Origin of the sequence: Azoarcus sp. KH32C (assembly GCF_000349945.1) — a bacterium.
Classification (GTDB): Bacteria; Pseudomonadota; Gammaproteobacteria; order Burkholderiales; family Rhodocyclaceae; genus Aromatoleum.
This window is the reverse complement of record NC_020516.1, coordinates 552,847-578,684: the sequence shown is the minus strand read 5'-3', so window position 1 is coordinate 578,684 and position 25,838 is coordinate 552,847. Positions and strand designations below refer to the sequence as shown.

At 66.6% G+C, this 25,838-nt stretch carries 19 protein-coding genes; 8 read left to right on the top strand and 11 right to left on the bottom strand.

Going from position 1 to position 25,838, the window contains the following annotated elements:
* Positions 1-18: 18 nt before the first annotated feature.
* Together AZKH_RS02525 and AZKH_RS02520 are read right to left on the bottom strand one after the other, a co-directional pair.
* A complete protein-coding gene (locus tag AZKH_RS02525; protein ID WP_015434164.1) occupies positions 19-486 on the bottom strand; it encodes a PaaI family thioesterase in 468 nt (155 codons plus the stop codon).
* 70 nt (positions 487-556) lie between these two features.
* Positions 557-994 carry a MerR family DNA-binding transcriptional regulator gene (locus AZKH_RS02520; RefSeq protein ID WP_015434163.1) on the bottom strand — a complete coding sequence of 146 codons (438 nt, stop codon included), beginning with the start codon at positions 992-994 and terminating at the stop codon, positions 557-559.
* Between the two features lie 145 nt (positions 995-1,139).
* On the opposite strand from AZKH_RS02520, the gene AZKH_RS02515 reads away from it, so the two are divergent.
* From AZKH_RS02515 to AZKH_RS02505, 3 genes are all read left to right on the top strand, one after another.
* A complete protein-coding gene (locus AZKH_RS02515; RefSeq protein WP_015434162.1) occupies positions 1,140-2,186 on the top strand; it encodes an MBL fold metallo-hydrolase in 1,047 nt (348 codons plus the stop codon).
* 20 nt (positions 2,187-2,206) lie between these two features.
* Complete coding sequence (locus AZKH_RS02510; RefSeq protein ID WP_015434161.1) at positions 2,207-4,036, top strand: alpha/beta hydrolase; 1,830 nt, start codon at positions 2,207-2,209, stop codon at positions 4,034-4,036.
* A gap of 82 nt (positions 4,037-4,118) precedes the next feature.
* Positions 4,119-4,628 carry a putative toxin-antitoxin system toxin component, PIN family gene (locus AZKH_RS02505; RefSeq protein ID WP_015434160.1) on the top strand — a complete coding sequence of 170 codons (510 nt, stop codon included), beginning with the start codon at positions 4,119-4,121 and terminating at the stop codon, positions 4,626-4,628.
* Between the two features lie 14 nt (positions 4,629-4,642).
* Here the strand turns inward: AZKH_RS02505 and AZKH_RS02500 are convergent, their stop codons facing one another.
* The gene (locus AZKH_RS02500; RefSeq protein WP_015434159.1) at positions 4,643-5,473 is read right to left on the bottom strand and encodes a helical backbone metal receptor; all 831 of its coding nucleotides are present in this window, start codon (positions 5,471-5,473) and stop codon (positions 4,643-4,645) included.
* A gap of 258 nt (positions 5,474-5,731) precedes the next feature.
* On the opposite strand from AZKH_RS02500, the gene AZKH_RS02495 reads away from it, so the two are divergent.
* Positions 5,732-7,570 carry a potassium transporter Kup gene (locus tag AZKH_RS02495; RefSeq protein ID WP_197538767.1) on the top strand — a complete coding sequence of 613 codons (1,839 nt, stop codon included), beginning with the start codon at positions 5,732-5,734 and terminating at the stop codon, positions 7,568-7,570.
* Positions 7,571-7,588: 18 nt separating this feature from the next.
* Here AZKH_RS02495 and AZKH_RS02490 read toward each other — a convergent pair whose 3' ends face one another.
* Together AZKH_RS02490 and AZKH_RS02485 are read right to left on the bottom strand one after the other, a co-directional pair.
* Positions 7,589-9,493, bottom strand: a complete 1,905-nt coding sequence (locus tag AZKH_RS02490; RefSeq protein WP_015434157.1) for a U32 family peptidase — start codon at positions 9,491-9,493, stop codon at positions 7,589-7,591.
* A 115-nt stretch (positions 9,494-9,608) separates the two neighbouring features.
* Positions 9,609-10,352 (bottom strand): PEP-CTERM sorting domain-containing protein, encoded by a 744-nt coding sequence (locus tag AZKH_RS02485; RefSeq protein ID WP_015434156.1) that lies wholly within the window; start codon positions 10,350-10,352, stop codon positions 9,609-9,611.
* Positions 10,353-10,536: 184 nt separating this feature from the next.
* On the opposite strand from AZKH_RS02485, the gene AZKH_RS02480 reads away from it, so the two are divergent.
* Positions 10,537-10,839, top strand: coding sequence for a hypothetical protein (locus AZKH_RS02480; protein ID WP_015434155.1), 303 nt, complete (start codon positions 10,537-10,539; stop codon positions 10,837-10,839).
* Between the two features lie 16 nt (positions 10,840-10,855).
* On the opposite strand, the gene AZKH_RS02475 is transcribed toward AZKH_RS02480, so the two are convergent.
* The 6 genes from AZKH_RS02475 to argS form a co-directional block, all read right to left on the bottom strand.
* Complete coding sequence (locus AZKH_RS02475; RefSeq protein ID WP_015434154.1) at positions 10,856-15,679, bottom strand: NAD-glutamate dehydrogenase; 4,824 nt, start codon at positions 15,677-15,679, stop codon at positions 10,856-10,858.
* Between the two features lie 144 nt (positions 15,680-15,823).
* Positions 15,824-16,234, bottom strand: coding sequence for a PilZ domain-containing protein (locus tag AZKH_RS02470; protein WP_041655829.1), 411 nt, complete (start codon positions 16,232-16,234; stop codon positions 15,824-15,826).
* Between the two features lie 80 nt (positions 16,235-16,314).
* Positions 16,315-17,076, bottom strand: a complete 762-nt coding sequence (locus tag AZKH_RS02465) for an SDR family oxidoreductase (RefSeq protein ID WP_255345696.1) — start codon at positions 17,074-17,076, stop codon at positions 16,315-16,317.
* Between the two features lie 26 nt (positions 17,077-17,102).
* The gene (locus tag AZKH_RS02460; RefSeq protein ID WP_015434151.1) at positions 17,103-17,738 is read right to left on the bottom strand and encodes a thiol:disulfide interchange protein DsbA/DsbL; all 636 of its coding nucleotides are present in this window, start codon (positions 17,736-17,738) and stop codon (positions 17,103-17,105) included.
* Between the two features lie 93 nt (positions 17,739-17,831).
* The gene (locus tag AZKH_RS02455) at positions 17,832-18,410 is read right to left on the bottom strand and encodes an SPOR domain-containing protein (RefSeq protein WP_015434150.1); all 579 of its coding nucleotides are present in this window, start codon (positions 18,408-18,410) and stop codon (positions 17,832-17,834) included.
* A 29-nt stretch (positions 18,411-18,439) separates the two neighbouring features.
* On the bottom strand, positions 18,440-20,203 hold the full coding sequence (gene argS, locus AZKH_RS02450) for an arginine--tRNA ligase (protein ID WP_015434149.1): 1,764 nt from the start codon (positions 20,201-20,203) through the stop codon (positions 18,440-18,442).
* 135 nt (positions 20,204-20,338) lie between these two features.
* On the opposite strand from argS, the gene ubiB reads away from it, so the two are divergent.
* From ubiB to AZKH_RS02435, 3 genes are all read left to right on the top strand, one after another.
* A complete protein-coding gene (gene ubiB, locus AZKH_RS02445) occupies positions 20,339-21,868 on the top strand; it encodes a ubiquinone biosynthesis regulatory protein kinase UbiB (RefSeq protein ID WP_015434148.1) in 1,530 nt (509 codons plus the stop codon).
* Positions 21,869-21,957: 89 nt separating this feature from the next.
* Entirely contained in the window at positions 21,958-24,111 is a 2,154-nt protein-coding gene (gene rocD, locus AZKH_RS27895) for an ornithine--oxo-acid transaminase (protein WP_015434147.1), read from the top strand.
* Between the two features lie 200 nt (positions 24,112-24,311).
* Positions 24,312-25,802: a sodium:solute symporter family protein gene (locus AZKH_RS02435; RefSeq protein WP_015434146.1), complete on the top strand. Its 1,491-nt coding sequence runs from the start codon at positions 24,312-24,314 to the stop codon at positions 25,800-25,802.
* Positions 25,803-25,838 lie beyond the last annotated feature (36 nt).

Genomic DNA, 25,838 nt, shown 5'->3' with positions numbered 1-25,838 from the left:
TCGCTGTTCGCAACCGGCTCAGCCGGCCTTTTCCTTCTTTCCGTGCATCGCCATGATCGTCTGCTGCATCACGGCGCACAGCGTCCATTGTTCATGCTTCACTGCGAACACCTCGGCCCGCGTGATCAGTAGCGTGCGTCCCGGACGGATCACCTCGCCGCGGGCGACGAGCCGCTCGCCGTCGGCGGGCGCGAGCAGGTTGAGCTTGTACTCGACCGTCAGCACGCTCGCGTCCGCGGGCGTCAGCGTGTTCGCCGCGTAGCCGGCCGCGGAATCCGCGATCATCCCCACCACGCCGCCGTGGATGAAGCCGTGCTGCTGGGTGATCTCCGGCTTGTACGGGAGGTGGATCTCCACGTAGCCCGGATCGACCACCGCCAGCTCCGCCCCGATCAGCGTCATCGCCTGCTGCAGGTCGAAGCTCGCCCGCACGCGCTCGGCGTAGCCCTCGTCGCGCGGCTGGAAAACCAGGGCTTCGTGTTTCATCGCGTCTCCTGTTGCGGCTATTTTTGATTTTGATTACGTTTACGTCAACGTAAATCAACGGCAAAAAAAATCAAGCCCCCGTGCGGGCCTGACGAACGACTTCCGCGCGTTCCTCGGCTGCCCGGCCGGGGTCGTGCCCGAGGAGTTCGGAACATTGCTTTTCAAGGGAATCGATTTCCGACAGCAAGCCGACGATGTCTTCGCGTTGCTGCTCCAGCGCCGCGCGGCGTTCGGCGAGCACGATGAGGAATTGCCGCAGCTGCGGCGCGGAATTGCGCACGCCGCCGTGCATCTCGAGCAGTTCCTTGATCTGCGCGAGCGAGAGCCCGAGGCGCTTGCCGCGCAGCGTCAGTTTCAGGCGGGTGCGGTCGGCCTTGGAATACACCCGGGTCCGCCCGGAGCGCGCGGGCTTGAGCAGCCCCTGGTCCTCGTAGAAGCGGATCGCGCGCGGCGTGACGTCGAACTCGCGTGCGAGCTGGGTGATCGAATAGGTTTGTTCGCTTGCCATTGCCTGATGCTCGAAGTAAAACCGTTGTCCAACTATTTATCGTCGGCGTTCGCGCCGACCGGACAAAAAAGTTAAACAGAATTGCAGGTTTTGGGCAATCGTCCCAATTGCCCGAACTGCCTTCCTCCCCCCAACGAGGCGACAGATGACACAAGCTTCCGCAGCAAGCCCCAACGCGCTCACCTACCCCTTCGACGGCGTGCCCGCCGGCGGCGAGGTCCGCGCCGTCGCGCCGGGCGTCGGCTGGATCCGCATGCCCCTGCCGTTCGCGCTCGACCATATCAACCTGTGGCTGCTCGACGACGGCGAGGCCCTCACCGTCGTCGACACCGGCTTCGGGCTCGACCCGGTCCGCGCGCACTGGGAAACCATCCTCGCCCGCGACACCCGTCCGCTGTCGCGCATCGTCGTCACGCACTGCCACCCGGACCACCTTGGACTCGCAAGCTGGCTCGCAGAGCGCGACGGCGCGCCGATCACCATGACCCAGGGAGAATTCCTCGCCGGCCATGCGATCTGGAACCAGATGCCCGGCAGCGGCGTCGCAGACATGCTCGCGCAGTTCCGCGCCAATGGCCTCGACGACGCGCGCCTCGAAGCCCTTCAGGAGCGCGGCAACGGCTACCGGCGCGGCGTGCCGGCGCTGCCGTCGAGCTACCACCGCCTCTTCGACGGCAGCGTTCTGCGCATCGGCGACAACGACTGGCGCGTCATCGTCGGCTACGGGCACGCCCCCGAGCACGCGAGCCTGTACTGCGAGACACTCGGAGTCCTCATTTCGGGCGACATGCTGCTGCCGCGGATCTCGACCAATGTTAGCGTTTATGCTGCAACGCCAAATGACGACCCGTTGGGCTGGTTTCTTGATTCATTGCAACGCATCAAGGACTTGCCGGACGACACGCTCGTGCTACCATCGCATGGTCATCCGTTCCGTGGTATCCGTGCGCGCATTGCACAACTCGAAGCGCACCACCGGGAACGGTGTGACGCGTTGCTGGGTGAGATTGGCACCCCGCGCAGCGCGGGAGAGCTGCTATCGACCTTGTTCCCCCGCGAGCTGGACACGCACCAGGTGATGTTCGCCATGGGAGAGGCGATTGCCCACCTGAACTACCTCGTTGCGCGCGATGAAGCGCGCAAGGTGGCGGGCCAGGACGGCATCATCCGATTTGCACGAAGATCCGCTTGAAAACAGGAGCTAGTTACAAAATGGCTGCACCCACCCCCGAGACCGTGTTCCCGGAACTGCCCGACCCCCAGGAAGTCGCGAAGACCTACGCCGAAGTCGCACAGCGCGCCTCCCACCTGATCAGCGATCACGTGCAACGCCAGCTGAAGAAGGGTGTCGCGACCCCCAGCGACGAGCTGGGCATCGCCCAGGCCTTCATGGACATGATGGCCAAGCTGCTCGCGAACCCCTACAAGCTCGCCCAGTCGCAGATGAACCTGGTGTGGGACTACTTCTCGCTGTGGCAGCACTCGATGCTGCGCGTGATGGGCATGCACGGCACGCCGATCGCCGAACCCGAGAAGAGCGACAAGCGCTTCAAGGACGAACAGTGGGAAGAGCACTTCCTGTTCGATTTCGTCAAGCAGTCCTACCTGATCGCCGCGCGCCACGTGCATGACACCGTGTGCGGCGTCGACGGCCTCGACGAGCAGACGCAGAAGAAGGTCAACTTCTACACCCGCCAGTACATCGACGCGCTGTCGCCGTCGAACTTTGCGCTGACCAACCCGGAAGTGTTCCGCGAGACGGTCAAGAGCAACGGCCAGAACCTGATCAAGGGTCTCAACAACCTGTTGCGCGACATGGAAGACGGCGGCGGCCACCTGCGCGTCAAGATGACCGACACCACCGCATTCGAGCTCGGCCGCAACGTCGCGACAACCCCGGGCAAGGTCGTGTTCCAGACCGACATGATGCAGCTGGTGCAGTACACGCCGTCCACCGGCAAGGCGCTCAAGCGTCCGCTGCTGATCGTGCCGCCCTGGATCAACAAGTTCTACATCCTCGACCTGCGCGAGAAGAACTCCTACATCAAGTGGTGCGTGGACCAGGGCCACACGGTGTTCGTGATCTCGTGGGTGAACCCCGACGAGCGCCAGGCCGAGAAGACCTTCGACTCCTACGTGCTCGAAGGCATCGTCGCCGCGCTCGACGCGATCGAGAAGCAGACCGGCGAGAAGGAAGTGAACGCCTGCGGCTACTGCCTCGGCGGCACGCTGCTCGCAACGACGCTCGCCTACCTTGCCGGCAAGAAGCAGAAGCGCATCGCGGCAGCGACCTTCTTCACGACGATGACCGATTTCTCGGAGCCGGGCGAGCTGGGTGTCTTCATCGACGAAGGCCAGGTCACCAGCCTCGAGAAAAAGATGTTCGAGCGCGGCTACCTGGAAGGCTCGGAGATGGCCGGCACCTTCAACATGCTGCGCGCCAATGATTTGATCTGGTCCTTCGTGGTGAACAACTACCTGATGGGCAAGGACCCCTTCCCGTTCGACCTGCTGTACTGGAACTCCGATTCGACGCGCATGCCGGCGAAGATGCACAGCTTCTATCTGCGCACGATGTACATGCAGAACCTGCTGGCCCAGCCGGGAGGGATCGAGATCGACGGCGTGCCGATCGATCTCGGGAAGATCAAGGTTCCGTGCTACTTCATCTCGACGCTGGAAGACCACATCGCCCCGTGGAAGAGCACCTACATCGGCGCGACGAACTTCGGCGGCCCCGTGCGCTTCGTGCTCGGCGGCTCGGGCCACATCGCTGGCATCGTCAACCCGCCGGCCGCGAACAAGTACGGCTACTGGCTGAACCCGGCCGCGAAGCTGCCGGACAGCGCCGACAAGTGGTTCGAAGGCGCCCAGCAGCAGGCCGGTTCGTGGTGGACCGACTGGCAGTCGTGGGTCACCGCCCATGACCCCGAGCAGGTCGACGCGCGCGATCCCGCCAAGGGCAAGCTGAAGGTCCTCGAAGACGCCCCAGGCTCCTTCGTCAAGATGCGTCTCGACACGACGTCGTCCGCAGCGGCTTGATCGCCACTCCGGCACGCTGACGACGAGGGGGCTCCGCCCCCTCGTTTGCGTTTACGCCCCTCCACCCCTGCTCCGTCCCCTCATGATCGCTCCACCGTCCGCCCTGCGCCTCGTGCTCGACACCAACACGGTGATGGCCTTGTGGTTCTTCGAGGATCCGGCCTTGTCGCCCCTGCGGCAACTTATCGAGGAGGCGCGCCCGCCGCTGATCGCGCGCGCCGATGCGCTGGAGGAGTTGCGCCGCGTGCTCGCCTATCGGCAGTTCGGCATCGATCCCGCCCGGCAGGCGGACCTGCTCGCGGCCTATTCGGCGCGCGTCACGACGATCGGCGCCGCCGATGGCGATGCGGCCGCGAGCGAGCCCGAAGGCATCTCACCGTTGCCGACCTGCCGCGATGCGGACGACCAGAAATTCCTCGAAATCGCGCGCGACGGACGCGCCACCCACCTCGTCAGCCGCGACAAGGCGCTGCTGCGCCTGAACCGCCATCGGCTCCTGCGGCCGCTGTTCGCGATCCTGACGCCGGAAACGCTCACCGCGAGCCTGACGACCGCGACGGCGGCGACGGCGGCGACTGCAGATTCGGCCTGACCCGAAGTCGCCGGCTAGGACCGGGCCAAGCGCATGCGCAACTCGGCCAGGTAGCGCAGCCCCGCCGCCGCCCGGCTGCCGTACCAGGACGTCATCTCGCCATCGATCAAGGCGACCGGCCGTCCGGAAAGCGCCGCCACCTCGTCGAGATGACGTTCCCGGAAGCAGTAGGGTTCGCTCGACAGGAAGACGCGCGCGGCCTCACTCATCCAGGGCGCCGACCAGTCGATCTCCGGGTAGCGCAGCGCCGCGTCCGCGGGCAGCGTTTCCCAGCCCAGCGCCCGCAGCGTGGCGGAGATGTAGGTGTCGCGCGACACGCTCATCCAGGGCTCGCGCCAGATGAGGTAGAGCACGCGTTCCGGCGGCAGCGCACGGGCGACGGCCGCGGCGGCGGCGAGGGACGCTTCCAGTTCCGCGGCGAGACGTGACGCCTCCTCCTCGCAGCCGAACACATGCCCGAAGAGGCGGAACAGCTCAAAGTTGTCTTCGGGCCGGCAAGGATGGGTGACGATGATGTTGGGGACGAAGGCGGCGAGCTCCTCGACGGTCTCGCGCCGGTTTTCGTCGATATTCACGATCAGGTGCGTCGGTGCGAGCTCGCGCACGACGTCGAGCTTCACGTCCTTGGTCCCGCCGACTTTCCGGATCGGCTTCAGCGTCTCGCGCGGATGGATACAGAAGCCGGTGCGCCCGACGAGGCGATCGGTGAGCCCGAGCTCGCACAGCAGCTCGGTCAGCGACGGCACGAGGCTGACGATACGTACCTCGCCCTCGGCAGGGCGATGCAGCTTGCCGGCGGCATCGGTCAGGGCGGCGGGAGCTTCGGGCAAGGTGCTGCAATCCATGGGCAAACGCGTCGTGATGGTCGGAAGGCGATTTTAGGCCGTGCGCCGCTTCCCGTGCGCGGCGTCGCCAGGAATGCGGCACAAGGTGTGCAAAGGGATACGACTAAAGTTAAATTCTTGTGCTGCATCGTGTTGCGCTGCAGTAAGCTAGCGGCCCGCATCGATTACCAGGGAGCATTCGTGCAAAGCGCGGAACGTGCGAATCACTCTGCCTCGGAAATTTCGGCCCAGGCTCACGCCCCCGCCAGTCTCGCCACCATGGCGATGGCGGCCATTGGCGTGGTCTACGGCGACATCGGCACCAGCCCGCTCTATACGCTGAAGGAAGTGTTCAGCGGCCCGCACGCCGTGCCGGTCACCCCGGAAAACGTGTACGGCATCCTGTCGCTGGTGTTCTGGGCCTTGATGCTGGTTGTGTCGGCGAAGTATGTGATCTTCATCACCCGCGCGGACAACCGCGGCGAGGGCGGCATCATGGCGCTGACCTCGCTGGCGCTGCGGGTCGTGCCCGAAGGGCGCAGCGCGTGGCTGCTGTCCTCGCTCGGCGTGTTCGGCGCGGCGCTGTTCTACGGCGACGGGATGATCACGCCGGCGATCTCGGTGCTCTCGGCGGTCGAAGGCCTCGAAGTGGCGACACCGGCCTTCCAGCCCTACGTGCTGCCGATCGCGGGGACGGTGCTGGTAGGCCTCTTCATGATGCAGCGCCACGGCACGAACCGCGTCGGCGCGATCTTCGGGCCGGTGATGGTGTGCTGGTTCGTGCTGCTGGCGGTACTGGGCATTTCCGGCATCCGCCTGCACCCCGAGATCCTCGGCGCACTGAATCCGGTCTGGGCGCTGCGCTTCTTCGCCAACAACCCGCTGATCGGCTGGCTCGCGCTCGGCGCGGTCGTGCTCGCGATCACCGGCGGCGAGGCGCTCTACGCGGACATGGGCCACTTCGGCCGTCGTCCGATCAAGCTTGCGTGGTTCACGGTCGTGTTCCCGGCGCTGTATCTCAACTACCTCGGCCAGGGCGCACTGATCCTCGACCACGCGGACAACATCCGCAACCCCTTCTACATGCTGGTGCCGGACGAGCTCGTCTATCCGATGGTCGGCATGGCGACGCTCGCGACGATCATCGCGAGCCAGGCGGTGATTTCCGGTGCCTTCTCGCTGACGCGGCAAGCGATGCAGCTCGGCTACTCGCCGCGGATGCACACGATCTTCACGTCCGAGCGCGAGATGGGCCAGATCTACGTGCCGGGGATCAACTGGATGCTGCTCGGCGCGGTGATCGCGCTCGTCGTGGGCTTCCGCTCGTCGAGCGCGCTCGCATCCGCTTACGGCATCGCCGTGACGATGACGATGATGATCGACACGCTGCTCGCCTTCGTCGTGATCCGCGGACTGTGGAACTGGGGCCTCGGCAAGGCGGCGCTCTTTCTCGCTGTGTTCCTGACCGTCGATCTTGCGTTCTTTTCGGCGACCACCGTCAAGATCATTGCCGGCGGCTGGTTCCCGCTGCTCATCGGCGGCATCATCTTCACGCTGCTGACGACCTGGAAGCGCGGGCGCGGCCTCGTCAATGCGCGCATCCGGATCGACACGATGCCGCTGGACATGTTCATCCGGTCGATGTTCACGAGTCCGCCGCCGCGCGTGCAGGGCACCTCGGTGTTCATGACGACCTGGCTCGATGGCGTGCCGCGCGCGCTGCTGCACAACCTCGTGCATAACAAGGTCCTGCACGAACGCGTCGTCCTCGTGAAGGCCGAAACGGCCGACGTGTCGCGCGTGCCCGAGCGGGACCGGGTCAAGGTCGAAGAGCTCGACTATGGCTTCTACCGCGTCCGCGTGACCTTCGGTTTCACCGACGACCCGGACATCCCGGCAGCGCTGGAGCTTTGCCGGGCGCAAGGGCTGCCGATCGAGCTGATGGAGACGTCCTTCTTCCTCGGCCGCGAGACGATCGTCTCGCGCACGAGCCGCTCGCTGCCGCGCTGGCGAGAGAAGCTCTTCATGTTCATGTTCCGCAACGCGGGCAGCGCGGCCGATTACTTCCACCTGCCGCCGAACCGCGTCGTCGAGCTCGGCACGCAGGTCGAGCTGTAAGCTTCGCCGGACGGGCGCTCAGCCGCGGGCCGGCTTGCGCCCCTTGCCGCCCACTCGCCGGCCGATGACGTGCATCTCGCAGCGGCGGCAATCGAAGCGCAGCGTCAGCGGCTCGCGCACGACCGTGCCGTCCTCGCTGCGCTCCTGCCACAGCGTCATCGGCTCGGGGCGGATGCCTTTGACCTGTTTCGGGCACAGGTTGAAGCTGTAGCGCAGGCAATGCTTGGTGATCATCAGCGACACGAGGCCGCTCTCGCGGTTGGCTTCGAAGGCGTCGGCGATGAGTTCCACGCCGTGGCGGCAATAGAAGGCGCGCGCGCGCTCGTTGAAGACGTTGCCGAGGTAGTTCAGCGTGGTGTCCGGATAGCGGGCGGACGGCTCGACGGGTGCCGCCCGCTGCGGACGGCGCCAGGCGGCGGCGCGGGCGTCGAGGAGCGCGTCGACCGCGGCGCGCCGCAGACCATTGAGCTGGGCCATCGGGACGAACCACGGGGCCTGCGTCGCGAGTTCGACGGCGTCCGGCTCGCACGCGAAGATCGTGTTGCCGAGCTTGCACAGCGCTTCGCGCAGCGTCGTCGCGGCCCGGTCCGGATCGCGCGCTTCAGCCTTGTCGCAGGCGATGCGCGCGCTCGCGGATACGCCGGTTTCGTCTGTCACTTCAAGTTGCAGTCCGTCATCGACCTCCGACAGCCGCATCCGTACTTGCAGGCGGCGTTCGGCGGTACGCCCCGCGAGCTGCTTGTCGAAAGCGTGGTCCAGGTTGCGGTACAAAGTCGCGCCCGGCACCAGCCCTTCGGGGGCGCCCGACAGCGTCACATTCGCGCCTTCGACACGGCTTACGCGAGCGCCCTGCAGGGCACCGGCGGCATCGAACCACGACAGACCGTCGCCATTGCCGAGCGCCTGTGCAAGTTCCGCGACGAGCGTGCGGCCCTGCACGCGCAGTGCCCGTCCGACCGGCGCACCGACGAACTTCGGCGACTCGAAGGAGCCGATGTCGCCCTGGCGGCCGTTGACGAAGTAGTCGGTGCTGCCGCGATGGAAGGTCTTCTCCGGGCGCGGCTCGAAAGTGAAGGCCGAGCGTCCGGCCGAGCTGCGTGCGAGTTCCGGCCGGCGTTCGAGGATCGCGTCGAGCGACTGGCGGTAGTGGGCGGTGACGTTCTTGACGTAGGCGAGGTCCTTCAATCGGCCCTCGATCTTGAACGAGCCGATGCCCGCATCGATCAGCGCTTCGAGGTTCGCGCTCTGGTCGTTGTCCTTCAGCGACAGCAGGTGGCGCCGCTCGGAAAGCGTGTTGCCCACCGGGTCCTTCAGCGTCCAGGGCAGGCGGCACATCTGCGAGCACTCGCCGCGGTTCGCGCTGCGGCCCGTAAAGGCGTGGCTAATCGTGCATTGGCCGGAGAAGCTCACGCACAGCGCGCCGTGGACGAAGAATTCAAGGGCGCAGCGCTCGCGGTCCGTGGCCTCCGCGATCGCGCGGATCTGCGCGAGATCGAGTTCGCGCGCAAGGACGATCTGCGAGAAGCCGACATCCTGCAGGAAGCGGGCCTTCTCGGGCGTGCGGATGTCGCACTGCGTGCTCGCATGCAGCTGGATCGGCGGCAGGTCGAGTTCGAGCAGGCCCATGTCCTGCACGATCAATGCATCGACGCCGGCCTCGTAGGCCTGCCACACGAGGCGCCGCGCGTCGTCCAGTTCGTCGTCGCGCAGGATGGTATTGAGCGCGAGCAACACGCGTGCGCAGTAGCGGTGCGCGTGTCCGGCGAGGGCGGCGATATCGGCGATGCTGTTGCCCGCGGCCGCGCGCGCGCCGAAGGACGGACCGCCGATGTAGACGGCGTCCGCACCATGGTCGATCGCGGCGATACCGGATTCGAGGTTGCGTGCGGGGGCGAGGAGTTCGAGCGATGAAGCGAGGGACATCGGGCGGAACGCGGGGGGATGGGCAGAAGCGGATGATAGGCGTTTTGGCGCGCCCTTGCCTGATCCGCCGCGAGGGCTCTCCCCGTGCCGCTCCAAGCGGCGGATCAGGCGCGCTTCAGGCGAAGCGCGGGACGGTGACGAGCATCTTGCGCCGGCTCAGTCCGAGCCCGACGAACCCGGCGGCGAGCAGCGCGATCGAAGACGGCTCGGGAACCGAGGTCGGGACCTGAGCCGGCGTTTCGATGGGCGTCGATACGGGCAGGGCGTCGTGCAGCAACGTGAAGGTCGCGTCGATCCACTGATTGACCGGCTTGTTGTACGTGCAGTGAGCCGTCCCCTGGCAGTTCCAGGTGATCGGCGAGAAATCGATACCGATCTCGCCGCCCGAGGCGAAATTGAGCAACACGGAGTTGAAGCTGACTTCCAGGTCTCTGTTCAGTGGCCCGGTGTCCTTCAGCAAGCCCACGGTCGCCGAAACGATGGCCGTGTTGTTGGTCAGGCCCAAAGTCGGCGAGCTGAAGTGCAGGAAGGCCGCGAGTCCCAGATTGTCGATTTCCGAGTTCGCGATCGAACCGTCTTCCTCGGCGAAGAGCGAGCTGCCGAAGCGCAGCGTCTGTGTGTCGCCGACGTGGTTCAGGAGGAAGCTCGTCCCGGCCAGGGCGCTGTCGACGGTCCAGTCCACGTTCAGCTGGGTATGCGAACCGTCGCAGGCAGCGCTGGCACAGGCGGCACCCCAGCCGCTGCCGAGGTCCCACGAACCGTCGGTCAGCGTCACGGTGACCGGAGCCGCAGCGGCGTGACCGGAGATCAGCAGCGCTGTCAGAAGCGCTGCAGGAGTGACGATTTGGCTTGTTTTCATTGCTCCCTCCTCCGGCATTGCGTTTCACGCCGAAGCCCCCCGCCGGGCTCCGCGTTCCGTGACGCGAGGCCAGTCTAAGGAAAATCCTTTGTAGAATTCGTGCATTACGACACGACAAGAAACAAACCACAGGCAAAGGGCATAGGAGAATCCTCCTACCTTCCCAGCCCCCACTCCGACACCGATGCCACAGCACGTCATCCACCTCTACGCCGAAGCGCCTCCCAAACCAACGCCCGGGGCGGCCTGCAACGGCTGCGGAGTGTGCTGCGCGTATTCGCTCTGTCCGGTCGGATTGCTGCTGCACCGGCGCCGGCGCGGCCCCTGCCCGTCCTTGCGCTGGGATGCGGGCGCGCGGCGCTACCGCTGCGCACCGGCGAGCGGCACGGGGCTCGTCGGACGACTCGCGCGGCGCTGGATTTCGGCCGGCAGCGGCTGCGACTGCAGCCTCGAGTGCGCGCCTGCTCCGGTCGACGGCGCCCGCTAAGACCTGGGCGCCTTCCTCAGACCATTCCGCGCAGCTCGCGCAGCAGCACCGACAGCATCGACATCTCGATCGTCGGCGCGGATTTCACATCGGAGAGGAGATGGCGGTAGCGGTCGATCTGCAGCGCACGGCTCGCCTCCCACGCGGCGAGCAGTTCGTCCGGCTCGGTGAGCGAGGGCGAAAGCTTTAGCGTATTGGCGGCGAGCTCGCGCGCGAGGTTCGACAGGTCGACGCGCAAGGCACCGCGTGCGAGCGACTGCCAACGCGTATCGGCCGGGAGCGCGCCGATCTGGGCGCCGAGCCAGTAGAGGTCGAGGTGTCCGCCGAGCGTGAAATAGACCGCCGCGACCGTCGCCTCGGGGCGCGCGGTATCGGCGACGACTTCGACGAGGTCGAGCGCCGAATACAACTCGTCGAGCGACGCGATGCGGCGCGCAAGCTCCTCGGGCACGCCGCGCTCGACGTAGCGTCCGGCAAAAGCGTCGAGCTGGGCGCGGTAGTCGTCGGAGACGAGTCGGTGCAAATGCTCGGACAGCGCCGTGACGCCCGGCGAGAAGTAGGCGAGCGTCGCCTGCAGGTCGGCGATCCACTCGCGATGGCGCAGGAACCAAAACGTGCCGCGCAACACGAGTCGCCCGCAGTCCTGGATCATCGCGGTCTGCACACTGTCCTCGACCACGTTGTCGAGCGCCTCGATCGCACGCCAGGTGGGCACCAGCCCGAAGACCTCGCGCGTGGCCATGTAGGCGCGCACGACGTCCGCCGGCGAGCCGCCGACCTCACCCTGCAGGCGACTGACGAAGGTCGGGCCCACGCGGTTGATCATGCTGTTGACGACGTGCGTCGAGATGATTTCCCGGCGCAACGGGTGTTGCGCGATGTGGGCGGCGAAGCGCTCGCGCAGCGGCTGCGGGAAGTAGCGTGACAGCGCAGTGCTGATGTAGGGATCTTCCGGCACATCGGAGGCGAGCACCTCATCGAAGAGCTCGATCTTACTGTAGGCCAGCAGCACCGCGAGTTCTGGCGTCACGAGGCCGATTTTCGCCGCGGCACGGTGGGCGATCTCGTCATCCATCGGCAGGAACTCGAGCTTGCGATTCAGCCGCCCGGCAATGCTCAGCCGGCGAATGAACTCCGCCTGCTCGTCGAGCAGGCCCGCGCCGCGCGAACGCGTCACGGACAGCACCTGGGTCTGTCCGTAGTTGTCGCGCAACACGAGTGCGGCGACCTCGTCAGTCATCTCGACAAGCAGCGCGTCGCGCTGCTTGCCGGTGAGCTCGCCCTCCGCGATCACGCTGTTGAGCAGGATCTTGATATTGACTTCGTGATCCGAGCAATCGACCCCGCCCGAGTTGTCGATCGCGTCGGTATTCACGCGCCCGCCCTTCAGCGCATACTCGATGCGCCCGAGCTGGGTCATGCCCAGGTTGCCGCCTTCGGCGACGACTCGGCAGCACAGATCGGCCCCGTTAACGCGCACGGCATCGTTGGCCCGGTCGCCGACCGCCGCATCGGTCTCGCTCGTCGCCTTGACGTAGGTGCCGATACCGCCGTTGTAGAGCAGGTCGACCGACGCGCACAGGATCGCGTGGATCAGCTCCGAGGGCGTCAGCGATTCGGCCTCGATGCCGAGCACTGCGCGCGTCTGCGGCGACACCGCGATCGACTTCGCGCTGCGCGGCCACACCCCGCCGCCTTCCGAGATCAGGCTCTTGTCGTAGTCGTTCCAAGACGAGCGCGGCAATGCAAACATGCGCTCGCGCTCGCGGAACGACACTTCCGCGTCGGGATTGGGGTCGATGAAGATGTGGCGATGGTCGAAGGCCGCCACTAGTCGGATCTGGCGCGACTGCAGCATGCCGTTGCCGAACACGTCGCCCGACATGTCGCCGACGCCAACGACCGTGAAGGGCTGCGTCTGGGTGTCGTGCCCCATTTCGCGGAAGTGGCGCTTCACGGACTCCCACGCCCCGCGCGCAGTGATCGCCATCTTCTTGTGGTCATAGCCCGCGGAACCGCCCGAGGCGAAGGCGTCGCCGAGCCAGAAGCCATATTCGGCGGCGACCGCGTTGGCGTAATCGGAGAAACTCGCGGTGCCCTTGTCGGCGGCGACGACGAGATAGGGGTCGTCGGCGTCGTGGCGGACCACGTCGGCGGGCGGCACGACCTTCCCCTGCACGAGGTTGTCAGTGAGATCGAGCAGGCCGTGCAGGTAAAGCTTGTAGCACGCGATGCCCTCGGTCATCACCGCTTCGCGGTCGCTCGCCGGCGGCGGATTCTTGACGACGAAGCCGCCCTTGGAGCCCACCGGCACGATCACCGCGTTCTTGACGATCTGCGCCTTCACCAGCCCAAGGATCTCGGTGCGGTAGTCCTCCATGCGGTCCGACCAGCGCAGACCGCCGCGCGCGACCTTGCCGCCGCGCAGATGCACGCCCTCGAAGCGCGGCGCATAGACGAAGATCTCGAACATCGGCAGCGGTTGCGGCAGGTTCGGGATGCGTTTCGGGTCGAACTTGAACGACAGGTAGGGCTTGATCTGCCCATCGGCGCCGCGCTGGTAGTAGTTCGTGCGCAGCGTTGCCCGCACCATCGCGAGGAACTGCCGCAGGATGCGGTCTTCGTCGAGGTTCGCGACGTTGTTGAGCGCGTCGTCGATACCGGCGATCAGCGTCGCCGCATGGCGCGCACGCGCTTCCTCGCGGGCCGGGTCGAAGCGCAGCTCGAAGAGCTCGATCAGCTGCCGCACGAGCCGCGGATGCGCTGCGAGCGTCTGCTCCATATAGGCCTGGCTGAACGTGAATGCGGCCTGCTTCAGATACTTCGCGTAGGCCCGCACGACCGTGATCTGGCGCCAGGTCAGGCCCGCGAGCAGGGTCAGGCGGTTGAAGTCGTCGCTCTCGATCTCGCCCCGCCACGCACGCATGAAGGCGTCATGGAAGAGCGGCCGCAAGGTGTCGATATCGAGCTCCTCCGCCCCGACGTAGGCCAGCCCGAAATCGTGGATCCATACGCAGCGTCCGTCCTGGCGGAAGATCTCGGACGGCCGCTCGTCGATGACCTTCACGCCCATGCGTTCGAGCATCGGCAGGCTCTGCGACAGCGGCACCGGCGCGCCGACGCGGTAGATCTTGAAGTTGAGCCGCCCCGGCGGCGCCTCCAGCGGGATATAGAGGCTCATCGCGAGCCGGTCGTCGACGATCGACTCCATCTGCTCGATATCGAACACGGCGACCCGCGGCGAGTATTCCTCGCGGTAACCGGCGGGGAAGCCGCTACCGTAGCGCCGCAAGAGCTCCATGCCGCGCTCCTCGCCACAATGTTCGAGCAGCACGCGATGCAGTTCGTCCTCCCAGCGGCGGGTCGCGCGCACCAGGCGCTGCTCCAGTTCATAGACTTCGAAGGGCGGGATCACCGATTCGCGCGTGCGCACGATGATCAGGATGCGCGCGAGGGCCGACTCCGAAAACTGCACGTCGAAGTCCGACCCCGAGCCGTTGAACGCCTCCATCAGCACCGCCTGCATGCGCAGCCGCTGGTCGGTGTTGTAGTGCTCTCGCGGCACGTAGATCAGGCAGGACACGAAGCGCGCGAACGGGTCGCAGCGTACGAAAAGCCGTGTGCGCTGGCGCTCGCCGAGGCGCAGGATGCCCATCGTCTGGAGGAAGAGCTCGTCGGCGCCGATCTGGAAGAGCTCGTCGCGCGGATAGCGTTCGAGGATCGTCAGCAGCTCCTTCGCCGCATGGCTCTTCGGCATCAGGCCGGCGCGGGTGATCACCGCATTGACCTTGCGACGCAGGAAGGGAATCAGCTTGGGGCTGGCGCTGTAGGCCGTCGACGCGAGGAGCCCGATCACGCGATGCTCGCCGCACACCTTGCCGTTCGCGCAGAAACGCTTGATGCTGAAACGGTCGATGTAGCCACCGCGATGCACCGTCGAGCGTGTGTTCGACTTCGTCACCGTGAGCAGCACCGGCAGGTTGGGCAGGGTCGTCTTGAGCTGCGCCGGCAAGGCGCCGAAGGAGCGCGACGGGCCTTCGCCCGGCTTCTCGCGCAGCAGGCCGAGCCCCGAACCGGCGAGGATGCGCAGCTCGGGCTCGCCTTCGCTCGGGGTAGTGAGGTCGTAGTCGCGGCAACCGAGCAGGACGAGGTTGTCGTCCATCAGCCATTTCAGGAAGGCGACCGTTTCCTCGGTTTCGTCGGCAGGTACCGGCGGCGGGCTGTGCTCGATCTCGGCGATGATGTCCGCGACCCGCTGTTGCATCGCGGGCCAGTCGGTGACGGCCGCGCGCACGTCGGCGAGCACGTGTTCGAGCCCGCTGCGCAAGGCCTCGAGGTCCTCCGCTTCGGTGCGGCGGTCGACCTCGACGTGGATGATCGACTCGTAACGCCCTTCGCGATCGGCGGAATCCTCCGCGAGGCGCTGGTACAGCCCGTCGCCGTCGCGCACGATGCACATCACCGGATGAATGATCAGGTGCAGGGTCAGGCCCTGGCGGTTGACCTCCATGGTGATCGAGTCGACGAGGAATGGCATGTCGTCATTGACGATCTCGACCACCGTGTGGGTCGATTCCCAGCCGTGCTCCTCGAGCTTGGGGTTATACACGCGCAGGCGGGTGCCGCCGCGGTGCTTGCGTACGAACTGCCAGTGGGTGAGCACGGCGCCGTAGAGGTCGTCGACGGCGCGGTCGGCGAGATCCTCCGGGGCGACCTGACTGAACCAGCGCTGCGCGAACGGCCCGACGACCGCTGCCTGCTCGGGCGGCAGGCGAGTGTTGATCAGCTCCAGGACCGCATCGTGGCTTGCGGCTTCCGCGACCGGATGGCGTGTCGTCATGGCTGTCTCCCGCTGTCATTGGGGAACGCGCCACGACACCCGGAAGCGCCAAAAAACGCTGCCCCATGTTATGGGGCACAACATACGCGCATATGCGCGCCGGCGAAAGAGGCAAATCCGGCGACGCGGGAAGGCTGGAAGCGCTTAGACGAGCGACGGCCCCGTGACGATGTCGGCGGCTTCGTCCTCGCTCACCGGCAAAACAGAAACCGCCTGCACATGATCACTGAGCCACGCCTGCAGGCGTGCCGCGCCCTCGCCTTCGAAGCCGTCGAACAGGCAACCGGCCTGCCCGCCCGCGGCGGATGCGATGAAATTGACGACCCGCGCCTGTCCGCGCACCTCTTCGACCACGCCGTCGCAATGCAGCACCAAATCGAACTCGCGGTTCGCCTCGGGCGGCGTCGCGGCCGGCACGGCGAAACCTTCGAGGGAAAGATCGAGCACCGGCAGACGCTCGCCGCCGAAGCTCACCCAGAAACAATGGGCGCCATCACGCCGCGCAATGAACCGCTGGCGCTTTCGGCGCTCAAGGACTTCGTTTTCGCCGGTCATGTCCGACTCCATCCCCTATGAGAGAAGTGGACATCATAAATGAGCGAAGGCAGTTGTCAGTGGTGAACGACACGCCCGGATCAGAGGGGCAGGCCGCGCGGCTTGCGGCCGGCGCGCGCAAATACGGCATCGAAGACCGGGTTCGGCAGCACGCGCAGCAGGCGCGCGACGACGCCCATCTGCCATGGCACGACGGCATAGCCGCGTCCGGCGTCGATGATCTTCGCCATGCGGCGCGCCGCCTCGGCGGCCGGCAGGATGAAGGGCATCGGATAGGGATTGATCGCGGTCATCGGCGTCTCGATGTAGCCGGGCGCGAGCGTCACGACCCGCACGCCGGTGCCGTGCAGTTCGACGCGCAGGCTTTCGAGATAGGCGATCGCCGCGGCCTTCGACGCGCTGTAGGCGCCCGCGCCCGGCAAGCCGCGGATGCCCGCGACCGACGCGATGCCGACGAGCCGGCCGGAGCCGCGTTGCCGCATCGCGGCGACGAAGGGCTGGAAGCTCGCGACCATGCCGCTGACGTTGGTGCGCAGCACGCGGTCGAAGGCCGAGAGGTCTTCGGCGTATTCGGTCAGCGTGCCGACCGAGACGCCGGCGTTCGCGATCACGATGTCGGGCACGCCGAAGCGCGCGACGTAGGCTTCGGCTGCGGCGGCAAGCGCCGCCCCATCGCCGACGTCCGCGGGCAATACCAGATGCTCGCCCGGCAGGCTCGCCGACAGCTCGGCGAGCGCCTCGCCGCGCCGCGCGACGAGCCCGAGGCTCGCGCCGCGCTGTGCGTAGTGACGGGCGAAGGCCTCGCCCAGGCCGCTGGAGGCGCCGGTCAGGAAAACGCGCAGACTTGCACCTGCGCGGGCCGCGCCGCTCAGCTGCGGCCCTTCTCGGTGCGTGCGCGGGCGATCAGCTGGTCGAGGACCTTCAGCATCTGGTCGTAGCCGCCGGTCTGCGATGCGGAGGTCACGAAGCGGCCATCGACGGCCATCATCGGCACGCCGTCGACGCGGTAGGCTGCGGCGAGCTGGGTCGCACGCTGCAGGCGCGACTGCACGCCGAAGGACTTGTAGGTGTCCTGGAAGCGCTTGGCGTCCGTGACGCTGCCGACCCACTCGAACAGCCCGTCTTCCTGGTCGAGCTTGCGGTGCTGCTCGTGGATCGCGGCGAACACGGCCGGGCTCAGCTTGTTCGCTTCACCCATCGCCTCGAGCGTGTAGTACAGGCGGGCGAGCACGGTCCATGGCTGGCGGTTGAAGGTGACCGGAACCTTGATGAAATTCACGTCGGCCGGCAGCGCCTTCGACCAGCGGCTCAGCAGCGGCTCGAAGTCGTTGCAGTGCGGACAGCCGTAAGAGAAGAACTCGATCACTTCGACCTTGCCCGGGACCTCGGTCGGCACCTTCGCCGACAGCGTCTTGAACTGCTCCTGCTGAGCGTGGCCCACGCCGCCGACCAGGGACAGCGCGGCCAGCGCGGAAAGCTGCTTCAGTGCGACACGACGATTCATGCAATGCTCCGGAATGTATGGACGGAACTCAGACGGCGGCCGCCGCTGCAGGTTCCATTGATCTCAGATAAATATCGCAGCAATGACAAACGATCAAGGGTTGGCCTTCACGACGGTCGCCGTGACGCCAGCCTCATTGAGGCGCGTGCGCACGGGATTCATGTCCTCGGGCTTCACGAAGGGACCGACGCGCACGCGGTGCAGGTTGCGCCCGTCGGGCAGTTGCGCCCGCTGTACGCTGGCCTCGATGCCGTTGAGGGCAAGCTTCGCCTTGAGGTTGTCCGCCTCGGCCGGGTTCTCGAAGGCCCCGACCTGCAGGTAGAGTTTTTCTGCAACGACGGGCGCGGCCTGCGGGGCCGGGCGCGACTCGGTCGGCGCGCCCTCGCCCTGCGGCAGGATCTTGTAGAACTCGAAGTCGGGCTTCTGTACCGGACGATCGCCCGGCTTGCCCGGCAGCGAGGCCGGAGGCGGCGGTTCCATGGCCTGCGGGCGGCTGGCGACCGGGGCCGGGGACTGCGGCACCTGGAACGGGGACTTGCGCGTGAAGTACCACGCGGCCGCGGCCGCGAACAGCGCTCCCAGCACCAGCCCGATGAAGATCCCCACGAGAACGCCGCCGCGGCTCTTGGCGGGCTGGCGATTTTGCTGGCGGGGCTTGTGGTCACGACTCACGGCATTCTCCGAAAATTACAGCGACTGCGTCACATCGATTGCGGCGCGGACACGCCGAGCAGCGCGAGGCCGGTGACGAGCACCTGGCGGATCGCCGCGGCCAGCGCGAGACGCGCGAGGCGCAGGTCCGCATCCTCGACGAGCATGCGCTCGGCGTTGTACCAGCTGTGGAACTCGCCGGCGAGATCCTTCAGGTAGAAGGCGATCTGGTGCGGCGCGTAGTCGGCGGCGGCGTTCTGCACGAGTTCCGGGAAGATGCCCAGGCGCGCGCACAGCGCGAGCTCGCGCTCGTTCTCGAGGCGGGCGAGATCGGCCGCCGGCAGCTCGGCGAGGTCGCCGCCCCACTGCTGCAGCACCGAACACACGCGAGCGTGCGCGTACTGGATGTAATACACCGGGTTCTCGTTGCTCTGGCTCTTGGCGAGGTCGAGGTCGAAGTCGAGATGCTGGTCGCTCTTCCTCAGCACGTAGAAGAAGCGGCAGGCATCGTTGCCGACTTCGCGGCGCAGGTCGCGCAGCGTGACGAACTCGCCCGAACGGGTAGACATCGACGCCTTCTGGCCGTTTCGATACAGCACCGCGAATTGCACCAGTGACACTTCGAGCTTCTCCGGCGGCAGGCCGAGCGCGGCGAGCGCGCCCTTCACGCGCGGGATGTATCCGTGGTGGTCGGCGCCCCAGATGTCGATGATGCGGTCGAAGCCGCGCTCGTACTTGTTCAGGTGGTAGGCGATGTCGGACGCGAAGTAGGTGTAGAGGCCGTTGTCGCGCTGCACGACGCGGTCCTTCTCGTCGCCGAAGGCGGTCGAGCGGAACCACTTGGCGCCGTCCTGCATGTAGATGTGGCCGCGCTTTTCGAGCTCGGCGACCGCGCGCTCGACGAGCCCGGTATCGAAGAGGCTCTTCTCGGAGAACCACTTGTCGAAATGCACGCCGAACTCTTCGAGGTCCTCGCGGCCGTCGCCGAGCTGCTCGTTGAGCGCGAAGCCGTGCACCCAGTTGTAGTCCTCGCCGAGCAGGCGCTTGGCGTTGGCGATCAACACGTCGAGGTGTTCCTCGCGCTGGTTCTTGGCCTCGTCGTCCTTGCGTTCGGCGGCCGGCAGGCCGGGCGCGCCGTCGAGGATCTCGGCGGCGGAGACCTTCGCGAAGCGGTCCTTGTGGCCTTCGCGCAGCTCGCGCGCCATCGCGATCACGTAGTCGCCCTGATAGGCGTTCGGCGGGAAGGCGATGTCGATGTTGAAGAAGGCGAGGTAGCGCAGCCAGGTCGACAGCGCGAGGATGTCCATCTGGCGGCCGGCGTCGTTGATGTAGTACTCGCGGGTGACCTCGCAGCCGGCGAACTCGAGCACCGACGACAGCGAGGCGCCGTAGGCGGCACCGCGGCCGTGGCCGACGTGCAGCGGGCCGGTCGGGTTGGCGGAGACGAATTCGACCTGCACCTTGGTGCCGCTGCGCACACCGCGGCCGAAGTCCGCGCCGCGCGCGAGCACTTCGCCGACGACGGCGGTCTTCGCGCCGGAGTTGAGCGTGAAATTGATGAAGCCGGCGCCAGCGACTTCGGTCTTCGCGACCAGCTTCGATTCGGGCAGCTCGGCGAGCAGCATGTTCGCCAGATCGCGCGGGCTGCGGCGCAGCGGCTTCGCGAGCTGCAGCGCGAGGTTGGTGGCGAAATCGCCGTGCCCGGCCTGCTTGGGACGCTCCAGCTGGATCGGAGTTTCGACGAGGTCGGGGGCGACACTCTTCAGCGCGGCGCGCAGCAGGTCGGCAAGAAGTACTTTCGGATCGGCGCTCATGGCACTCGGAGTGGCGTAAAAGCGCGGAATTATAGCGGATCGGCATCGTTCGGCCGCGTAATCCGTGCGCACCGCGGCTTTCGCGCAACGGGCTTTCGGGCTAAAGTCCGGCCTTTCCCTCCTACGCTTCGTCCCGTGCGCCTGTTCCGTCTCGCCAAGATCATCACCGTGGGCCTTCGCTACGGGCTCGACCAGATGGTGCTCGAAGCCGATCCCACGGGCCGGCTCGTGCGGCTGTGGCACGCCGTATTCTTCTGGCGCCACCCAAAGGAACCCCGTGGCGTGCGCCTGCGCCGCGCGCTCGAATCGCTCGGCCCGATCTTCGTCAAATTCGGCCAGATGCTGTCGACGCGGCGCGACCTGTTGCCCGCGGACCTGGCCGACGAGCTCGCACTGCTGCAGGACCGCGTCCCGCCCTTCCCGACCGAACAGGCGCTGGAGGTGCTGGAGGACTTTTACGGCAAGCCGGTCGACGACGTCTTCGTCAATTTCGCGCGCACGCCAGTCGCCTCCGCCTCGGTCGCACAGGTGCATTTCGCCGAACTGCCGGACGGCACCGAGGTCGCCGTGAAGATCCTGCGCCCGGGCATCGAGCGTGTCATCGAACACGACCTCGCGCTGCTCGAAACGGCGGCGATGATGCTCGACAAGTTGTGGGTCGAGGGCCGGAGGTTGAAGCCGCGCGAAGTGGTCGCCGAATTCAGCAAGTACCTGCACGACGAGCTCGACCTGATGCGCGAGGCGTCGAACTGCTCGCAGCTGCGGCGCAACTTCACCGATTCGAAGCTGCTGGTGGTGCCCGAAGTGCATTGGGACTGGTGCGGCAAGTCGGTGATGGTGATGGAGCGCATGCACGGGGTGCCGATCTCGCAGATCGAGGCGCTGCGCGCGCAGGGCACGGACCTGAAGGCGCTGTCGCGTGCGGGCGTCGAGATCTTCTTCACGCAGGTGTTCCGCGACGGCTTCTTCCACGCCGACATGCACCCCGGCAACATCTTCGTGCATGCCGACGGGCGCTACATCGCGCTCGACTTCGGCATCGTCGGCACGCTGACCGAGGTCGACAAGAACTACCTCGCGCAGAACTTCCTCGCCTTCTTCAAGCGCGACTACAATCGCGTCGCGCGCGCCCACATCGAGGCCGGCTGGGTGCCGGCGAAGACGCGCGTCGATGAGTTCGAAGGCGCGATCCGAGCGGTGTGCGAGCCGATCTTCGACCGGCCGCTGAAGGACATTTCCTTCGGCAAGACGCTGCTGCGTCTGTTCCAGACCGCGCGGCGCTTCGAGATGGAAGTGCAGCCGCAGCTCGTGCTGCTGCAGAAGACGCTGCTCAACATCGAGGGGCTGGGCCGCCAGCTCGACCCCGAGCTCGACCTGTGGAAGACCGCCAAGCCCTTCCTCGAGCGCTGGATGGACGAGCAGATGGGCTGGCGCGGGATGCTGAAGAACATCCGCGACGAGGCGCCGGGCTGGGCGGCGATGCTGCCGCAGCTGCCGCGCCTCGTGCACCACGCGCTGTCGGAACCCGCCCGCCAGCATGCGGCGCAGCGCGAGGACATCGAGCGCCTACGCGCCAGCCAGCAATGGCAGAACCGCCTGCTGGCGCTGCTGACGCTGCTCCTCGCCGGCATCGCGACTGTGGAATATTTCCGCTTCTTCCCCTGATCCTCCCGAACGAAAGCACTGGAGCCGCGTCGAATTAAAGGCGCATACCGGTTATTCGCCCGCACGACGCGCGGGCGGGGAGGATGACCATGACGCACTCGGCCCCGCTTCAGATGCCGCCGCATGCCGCGACGCACACGCGCGTGAGCGTGGTCGGCGTCGCTTCGGCGCTCGGTGCCCCCGTTGTCGGACCCGATGCGGCTCCGGCTGCACTCGCGGCGGCCGACCTGATCCGTCGCCTCGACGCCTACGGCATTGCCGCGCACTGGCATGAGACGCTCACGCCGCGCGGTGTACCGCCCGCGGGAGCCGAAATGGCCGAACGCCTCATGGCGGTCAGCGAGCTCGCACACCGCGTCGCCGACCACGTTGCGGCACTGCCCGTGGACAGCTTCCCGCTCGTCGTCGGGGGCGATCATTCGATAGCGGTCGGCACTTGGCGCGGCATCGCACGACGCGTCGCGGCGCGCGGCAGGCTCGGTCTGATCTGGATCGACGCGCATCTCGACAGCCATACCGACTGCTCGACGCACTCCGGCAACATCCACGGGATGCCGCTCGCTGCGCTGCTCGGCGAAGGCGCTGGAGCCCTCACCACTGAAGGACCACCCCTCGATCCGTCAAAGGTCTGCATCATCGGCGCGCGTGCCTGGGAACCGGAAGAGCTCGAACGCCTGCAACGGCTCGGCGTGAAGATCTTCGACATCCTGTCCGTGCGCTCGCGCGGACTCGCCGCGGTGTTCGCCGACGCGCTCGCGATCGTGCAGGCAGACACTGCGGCGTTCGGGGTCACGATCGACCTGGATGCGCTGGAGCCGGCGACGTTTCCCGCCGTGCTCTGCCCGGAAGAGCTGGGCATCGCGCCACGCGAGCTGTGCGATGCGTTGCGCTCGCTGCGCGCCTGCGGCGATTTCGCGGCGCTTGAGATTGTCGAATATGTGCCGGGGCTGGATCCGTCCGGCCAAGGTGCGACCTGGGTCGCCGAATTCGCCGCCGCCGCGCTGGGGCCGGGCAGTTACCTCTTGCGCGCGAAGGAGCGCCAGTTCGGCGCGCACAATTACGCACCGCTGCCGGTCGTCTTCCATCGCGGCGAAGGCGTGTGGCTCTGGGACGTCGAGGGGCGGCGCTATCTCGACATGATGAGCGCCTACTCGGCGGTGAGTTTCGGCCACGCGAATCCGCGCCTGCTGCGCGCGCTGATCGACCAGGCGCAGCGTCTGTCGCTGACCTCGCGCGCGTATTCCAATGACCGCCTGCCGCTGCTGCTCGAACGGCTGAGCGGATTGTTCGGCTATGAGCGGGTGCTGCCCGTCAATACCGGGCTGGAGGCCGTCGAGACGGCGCTGAAGGCGGCGCGCAAGTGGGCGTACACGGTCAAGGGCGTCACACCCGGCTGCGCCGAGATCATCGCCTGCGAAAACAATTTCCACGGCCGCTCGATCACGATCGTCGGCATGTCGTCGGAGCCGCAGTATCGCGAGGGCTTCGGCCCCTTCCCGCCGGGCTTCAAGCGCATCCCCTACGGCGACTCGGCGGCGCTCGAAGCGGCGATCACGCCGGACACGGCGGCCTTCCTGGTCGAGCCGGTGCAGGGCGAGGCGGGCATCATCCTGCCGCCACAGGGCTACCTCACGCGCTGCGCCGAGATCTGCAAGCGCCACAACGTGCTGCTGATCGCCGACGAGGTCCAGACCGGCCTCGGCCGCACGGGACGCCTGCTCGCCTGCGACCATGAGGGCGTGCATCCGGACGGGCTGATTCTCGGGAAGGCGCTCGGCGGCGGCCTGCTGCCGGTGTCGGCCTTCCTCGCCGACGGCCGCGTGATGGACGTGTTCCGGCCCGGCGACCATGGTTCGACCTTCGGCGGCAATCCGCTTGGTGCGGCGGTGGCGCTCGAAGTGCTCGACCTGCTCGAAGAAACGCGCCCGTGGGAAAACGCGGACCGCCTCGGCGAACGGCTGATGAAGCGCTTCATCGAGAAGCGCCTTCCGTGCGTGCGCGACGTGCGCGGACGGGGTCTGCTGATCGGCGTGGAACTCGACCCGGCGATCCTGCCGGCGCCACAGGCGGCCGAACTGCTGCTCGCGCACGGCATCGCGACGAAGGACACCCACCACACCGTGATCCGCTTCGCGCCGCCGCTCGTGATCGACGACGCGACGCTCGATCATGCGGCCGACATCATCATCGAAACGCTCGCCTCGGCGACCGCGGCACGGCGCCACGAACCGCTACAAGCCTGAGCGAAACCCGCACCGAAACAGTGCGCCGCGCGGAGGGGATTTTCTCCCCAGACGGGCGGCATTCATTGTTAGAATTCCCCGCGAATTCAATCGCTTTCGATCCCCGGCAGCACGCCCCGGGCGATCGGCACGAAAGTATAATTTTGCAGTGCAATATCTGACAGCGACCTCTCTCCACACAACTTAAAAAGACAACGCTTATGCTGCTCTGGTTCGTCATCGCCTACTGGGCCATTTCCGTCGGTATCGGCTTGTGGGCCGCCACCAGGGTACACACCACGAAGGACTTTGCCGTCGCCGGCCGGCACCTGCCCTTCTACATGGTCACCGCGACCGTGTTCGCGACCTGGTTCGGCTCCGAGACGGTCCTCGGCATCCCGGCGACCTTCCTCAACGACGGCCTCGCCGGCGTCGTGTCCGACCCCTTCGGCTCGTCGATGTGCCTGATCCTCGTCGGCCTGTTCTTCGCGGCGCCGCTGTACCGCATGAACCTGCTGACGATCGGCGACTTCTACCGCAAGCGGTTCGGCCGCACGGCGGAGGCGCTGACGACGATCGCGATCGTGATCTCCTACCTCGGCTGGGTCGGCGCACAGATCACGGCGCTGGGCCTCGTGTTCAACGTCGTGTCCGGTGGCGAGATCAGCCGGCTCGCGGGCATGTGGATCGGCTCGGGCACGATCCTGATCTACACCATCTTCGGCGGCATGTGGGCGGTGGCGATCACCGACTTCCTGCAGATGATCGTGATCGTGCTCGGCATGCTGTGGATCGGCGGCGAAGTGAGCGGCATGGTCGGCGGCGTCGATGTCGTGATCGCGAAGGCAACCGAGGAAGGCAAGTTCGCGTTCTGGCCCGCGATGGATGCGAAGGAGATCATCGGCTTCGTCGCCGCCTGGGTCACGATGATGTTCGGCTCGATTCCGCAGCAGGACGTGTTCCAGCGCGTGCAGTCATCGAAGACCGAGAAGATCGCGGTGTGGGGCTCGGTGCTCGGCGGCAGCCTGTATTTCGTGTTCGCCTTCGTGCCGATGTTCCTCGCCTATTCGGCGACGCTGATCTCGCCCGAGATGGTCGCCGAGCTGACTGAATCCGATCCGCAAATGATCCTGCCGCGCCTCGTGATGGAAAAGGCGCCGCTCTTCGCCCAGGTGATGTTCTTCGGCGCACTGCTGTCCGCGATCAAGAGCTGCGCCTCGGCGACGCTCCTCGCACCCTCGGTCACCTTCACCGAAAACCTGCTGAAGCCGATGATGGGCAAGGTCAGCGACCGCAAGCTGCTCCTGACGATGCGCATCGTCACGCTGTCCTTCACGGTGCTCGTGACGCTGTACGCGATGTACTCCAAGGCCAGCATCTTCAAGATGGTCGAGAACGCCTACCAGATCACGCTGGTGATGGCCTTCGTGCCGCTCGCCTGCGGGGTGTACTGGCGCCGTTCGACGAACCAGGGCGCGCTGGTGTCGATCTTCTTCGGCGTCGGCACCTGGCTGACGGTGCTGGTCGGCGGCCCCGAGGATCCGTTCATCCCGGCCCAGCTCGCCGGCCTGATCGCGAGCGCGATCGGCATGGTCGCCGGTTCGCTGCTGCCGCAAGCGATCCCGCACGATCACGGGATCCACGACATGCTGCGCCGGGGTCACGCCGCCGCGCAGACCCACCACGTGGCATCGGCGCCGCACCAGCACTGATCCCGCGGGCGACAGGCCCGCTCTCCGCTGCGGGCA

Coding starts and splice junctions, on each gene's coding strand:
- AZKH_RS02525 (WP_015434164.1), bottom strand. CDS start 486: ATGAAACACGAAGCCCTGGTTTTCCAGCCGCGCGACGAGGGCTACGCC.
- AZKH_RS02520 (WP_015434163.1), bottom strand. CDS start 994: ATGGCAAGCGAACAAACCTATTCGATCACCCAGCTCGCACGCGAGTTC.
- AZKH_RS02515 (WP_015434162.1), top strand. CDS start 1,140: ATGACACAAGCTTCCGCAGCAAGCCCCAACGCGCTCACCTACCCCTTC.
- AZKH_RS02510 (WP_015434161.1), top strand. CDS start 2,207: ATGGCTGCACCCACCCCCGAGACCGTGTTCCCGGAACTGCCCGACCCC.
- AZKH_RS02505 (WP_015434160.1), top strand. CDS start 4,119: ATGATCGCTCCACCGTCCGCCCTGCGCCTCGTGCTCGACACCAACACG.
- AZKH_RS02500 (WP_015434159.1), bottom strand. CDS start 5,473: ATGGATTGCAGCACCTTGCCCGAAGCTCCCGCCGCCCTGACCGATGCC.
- AZKH_RS02495 (WP_197538767.1), top strand. CDS start 5,732: ATGGCGATGGCGGCCATTGGCGTGGTCTACGGCGACATCGGCACCAGC.
- AZKH_RS02490 (WP_015434157.1), bottom strand. CDS start 9,493: ATGTCCCTCGCTTCATCGCTCGAACTCCTCGCCCCCGCACGCAACCTC.
- AZKH_RS02485 (WP_015434156.1), bottom strand. CDS start 10,352: ATGAAAACAAGCCAAATCGTCACTCCTGCAGCGCTTCTGACAGCGCTG.
- AZKH_RS02480 (WP_015434155.1), top strand. CDS start 10,537: ATGCCACAGCACGTCATCCACCTCTACGCCGAAGCGCCTCCCAAACCA.
- AZKH_RS02475 (WP_015434154.1), bottom strand. CDS start 15,679: ATGACGACACGCCATCCGGTCGCGGAAGCCGCAAGCCACGATGCGGTC.
- AZKH_RS02470 (WP_041655829.1), bottom strand. CDS start 16,234: ATGACCGGCGAAAACGAAGTCCTTGAGCGCCGAAAGCGCCAGCGGTTC.
- AZKH_RS02460 (WP_015434151.1), bottom strand. CDS start 17,738: ATGAATCGTCGTGTCGCACTGAAGCAGCTTTCCGCGCTGGCCGCGCTG.
- argS (WP_015434149.1), bottom strand. CDS start 20,203: ATGAGCGCCGATCCGAAAGTACTTCTTGCCGACCTGCTGCGCGCCGCG.
- rocD (WP_015434147.1), top strand. CDS start 21,958: ATGACGCACTCGGCCCCGCTTCAGATGCCGCCGCATGCCGCGACGCAC.
- AZKH_RS02435 (WP_015434146.1), top strand. CDS start 24,312: ATGCTGCTCTGGTTCGTCATCGCCTACTGGGCCATTTCCGTCGGTATC.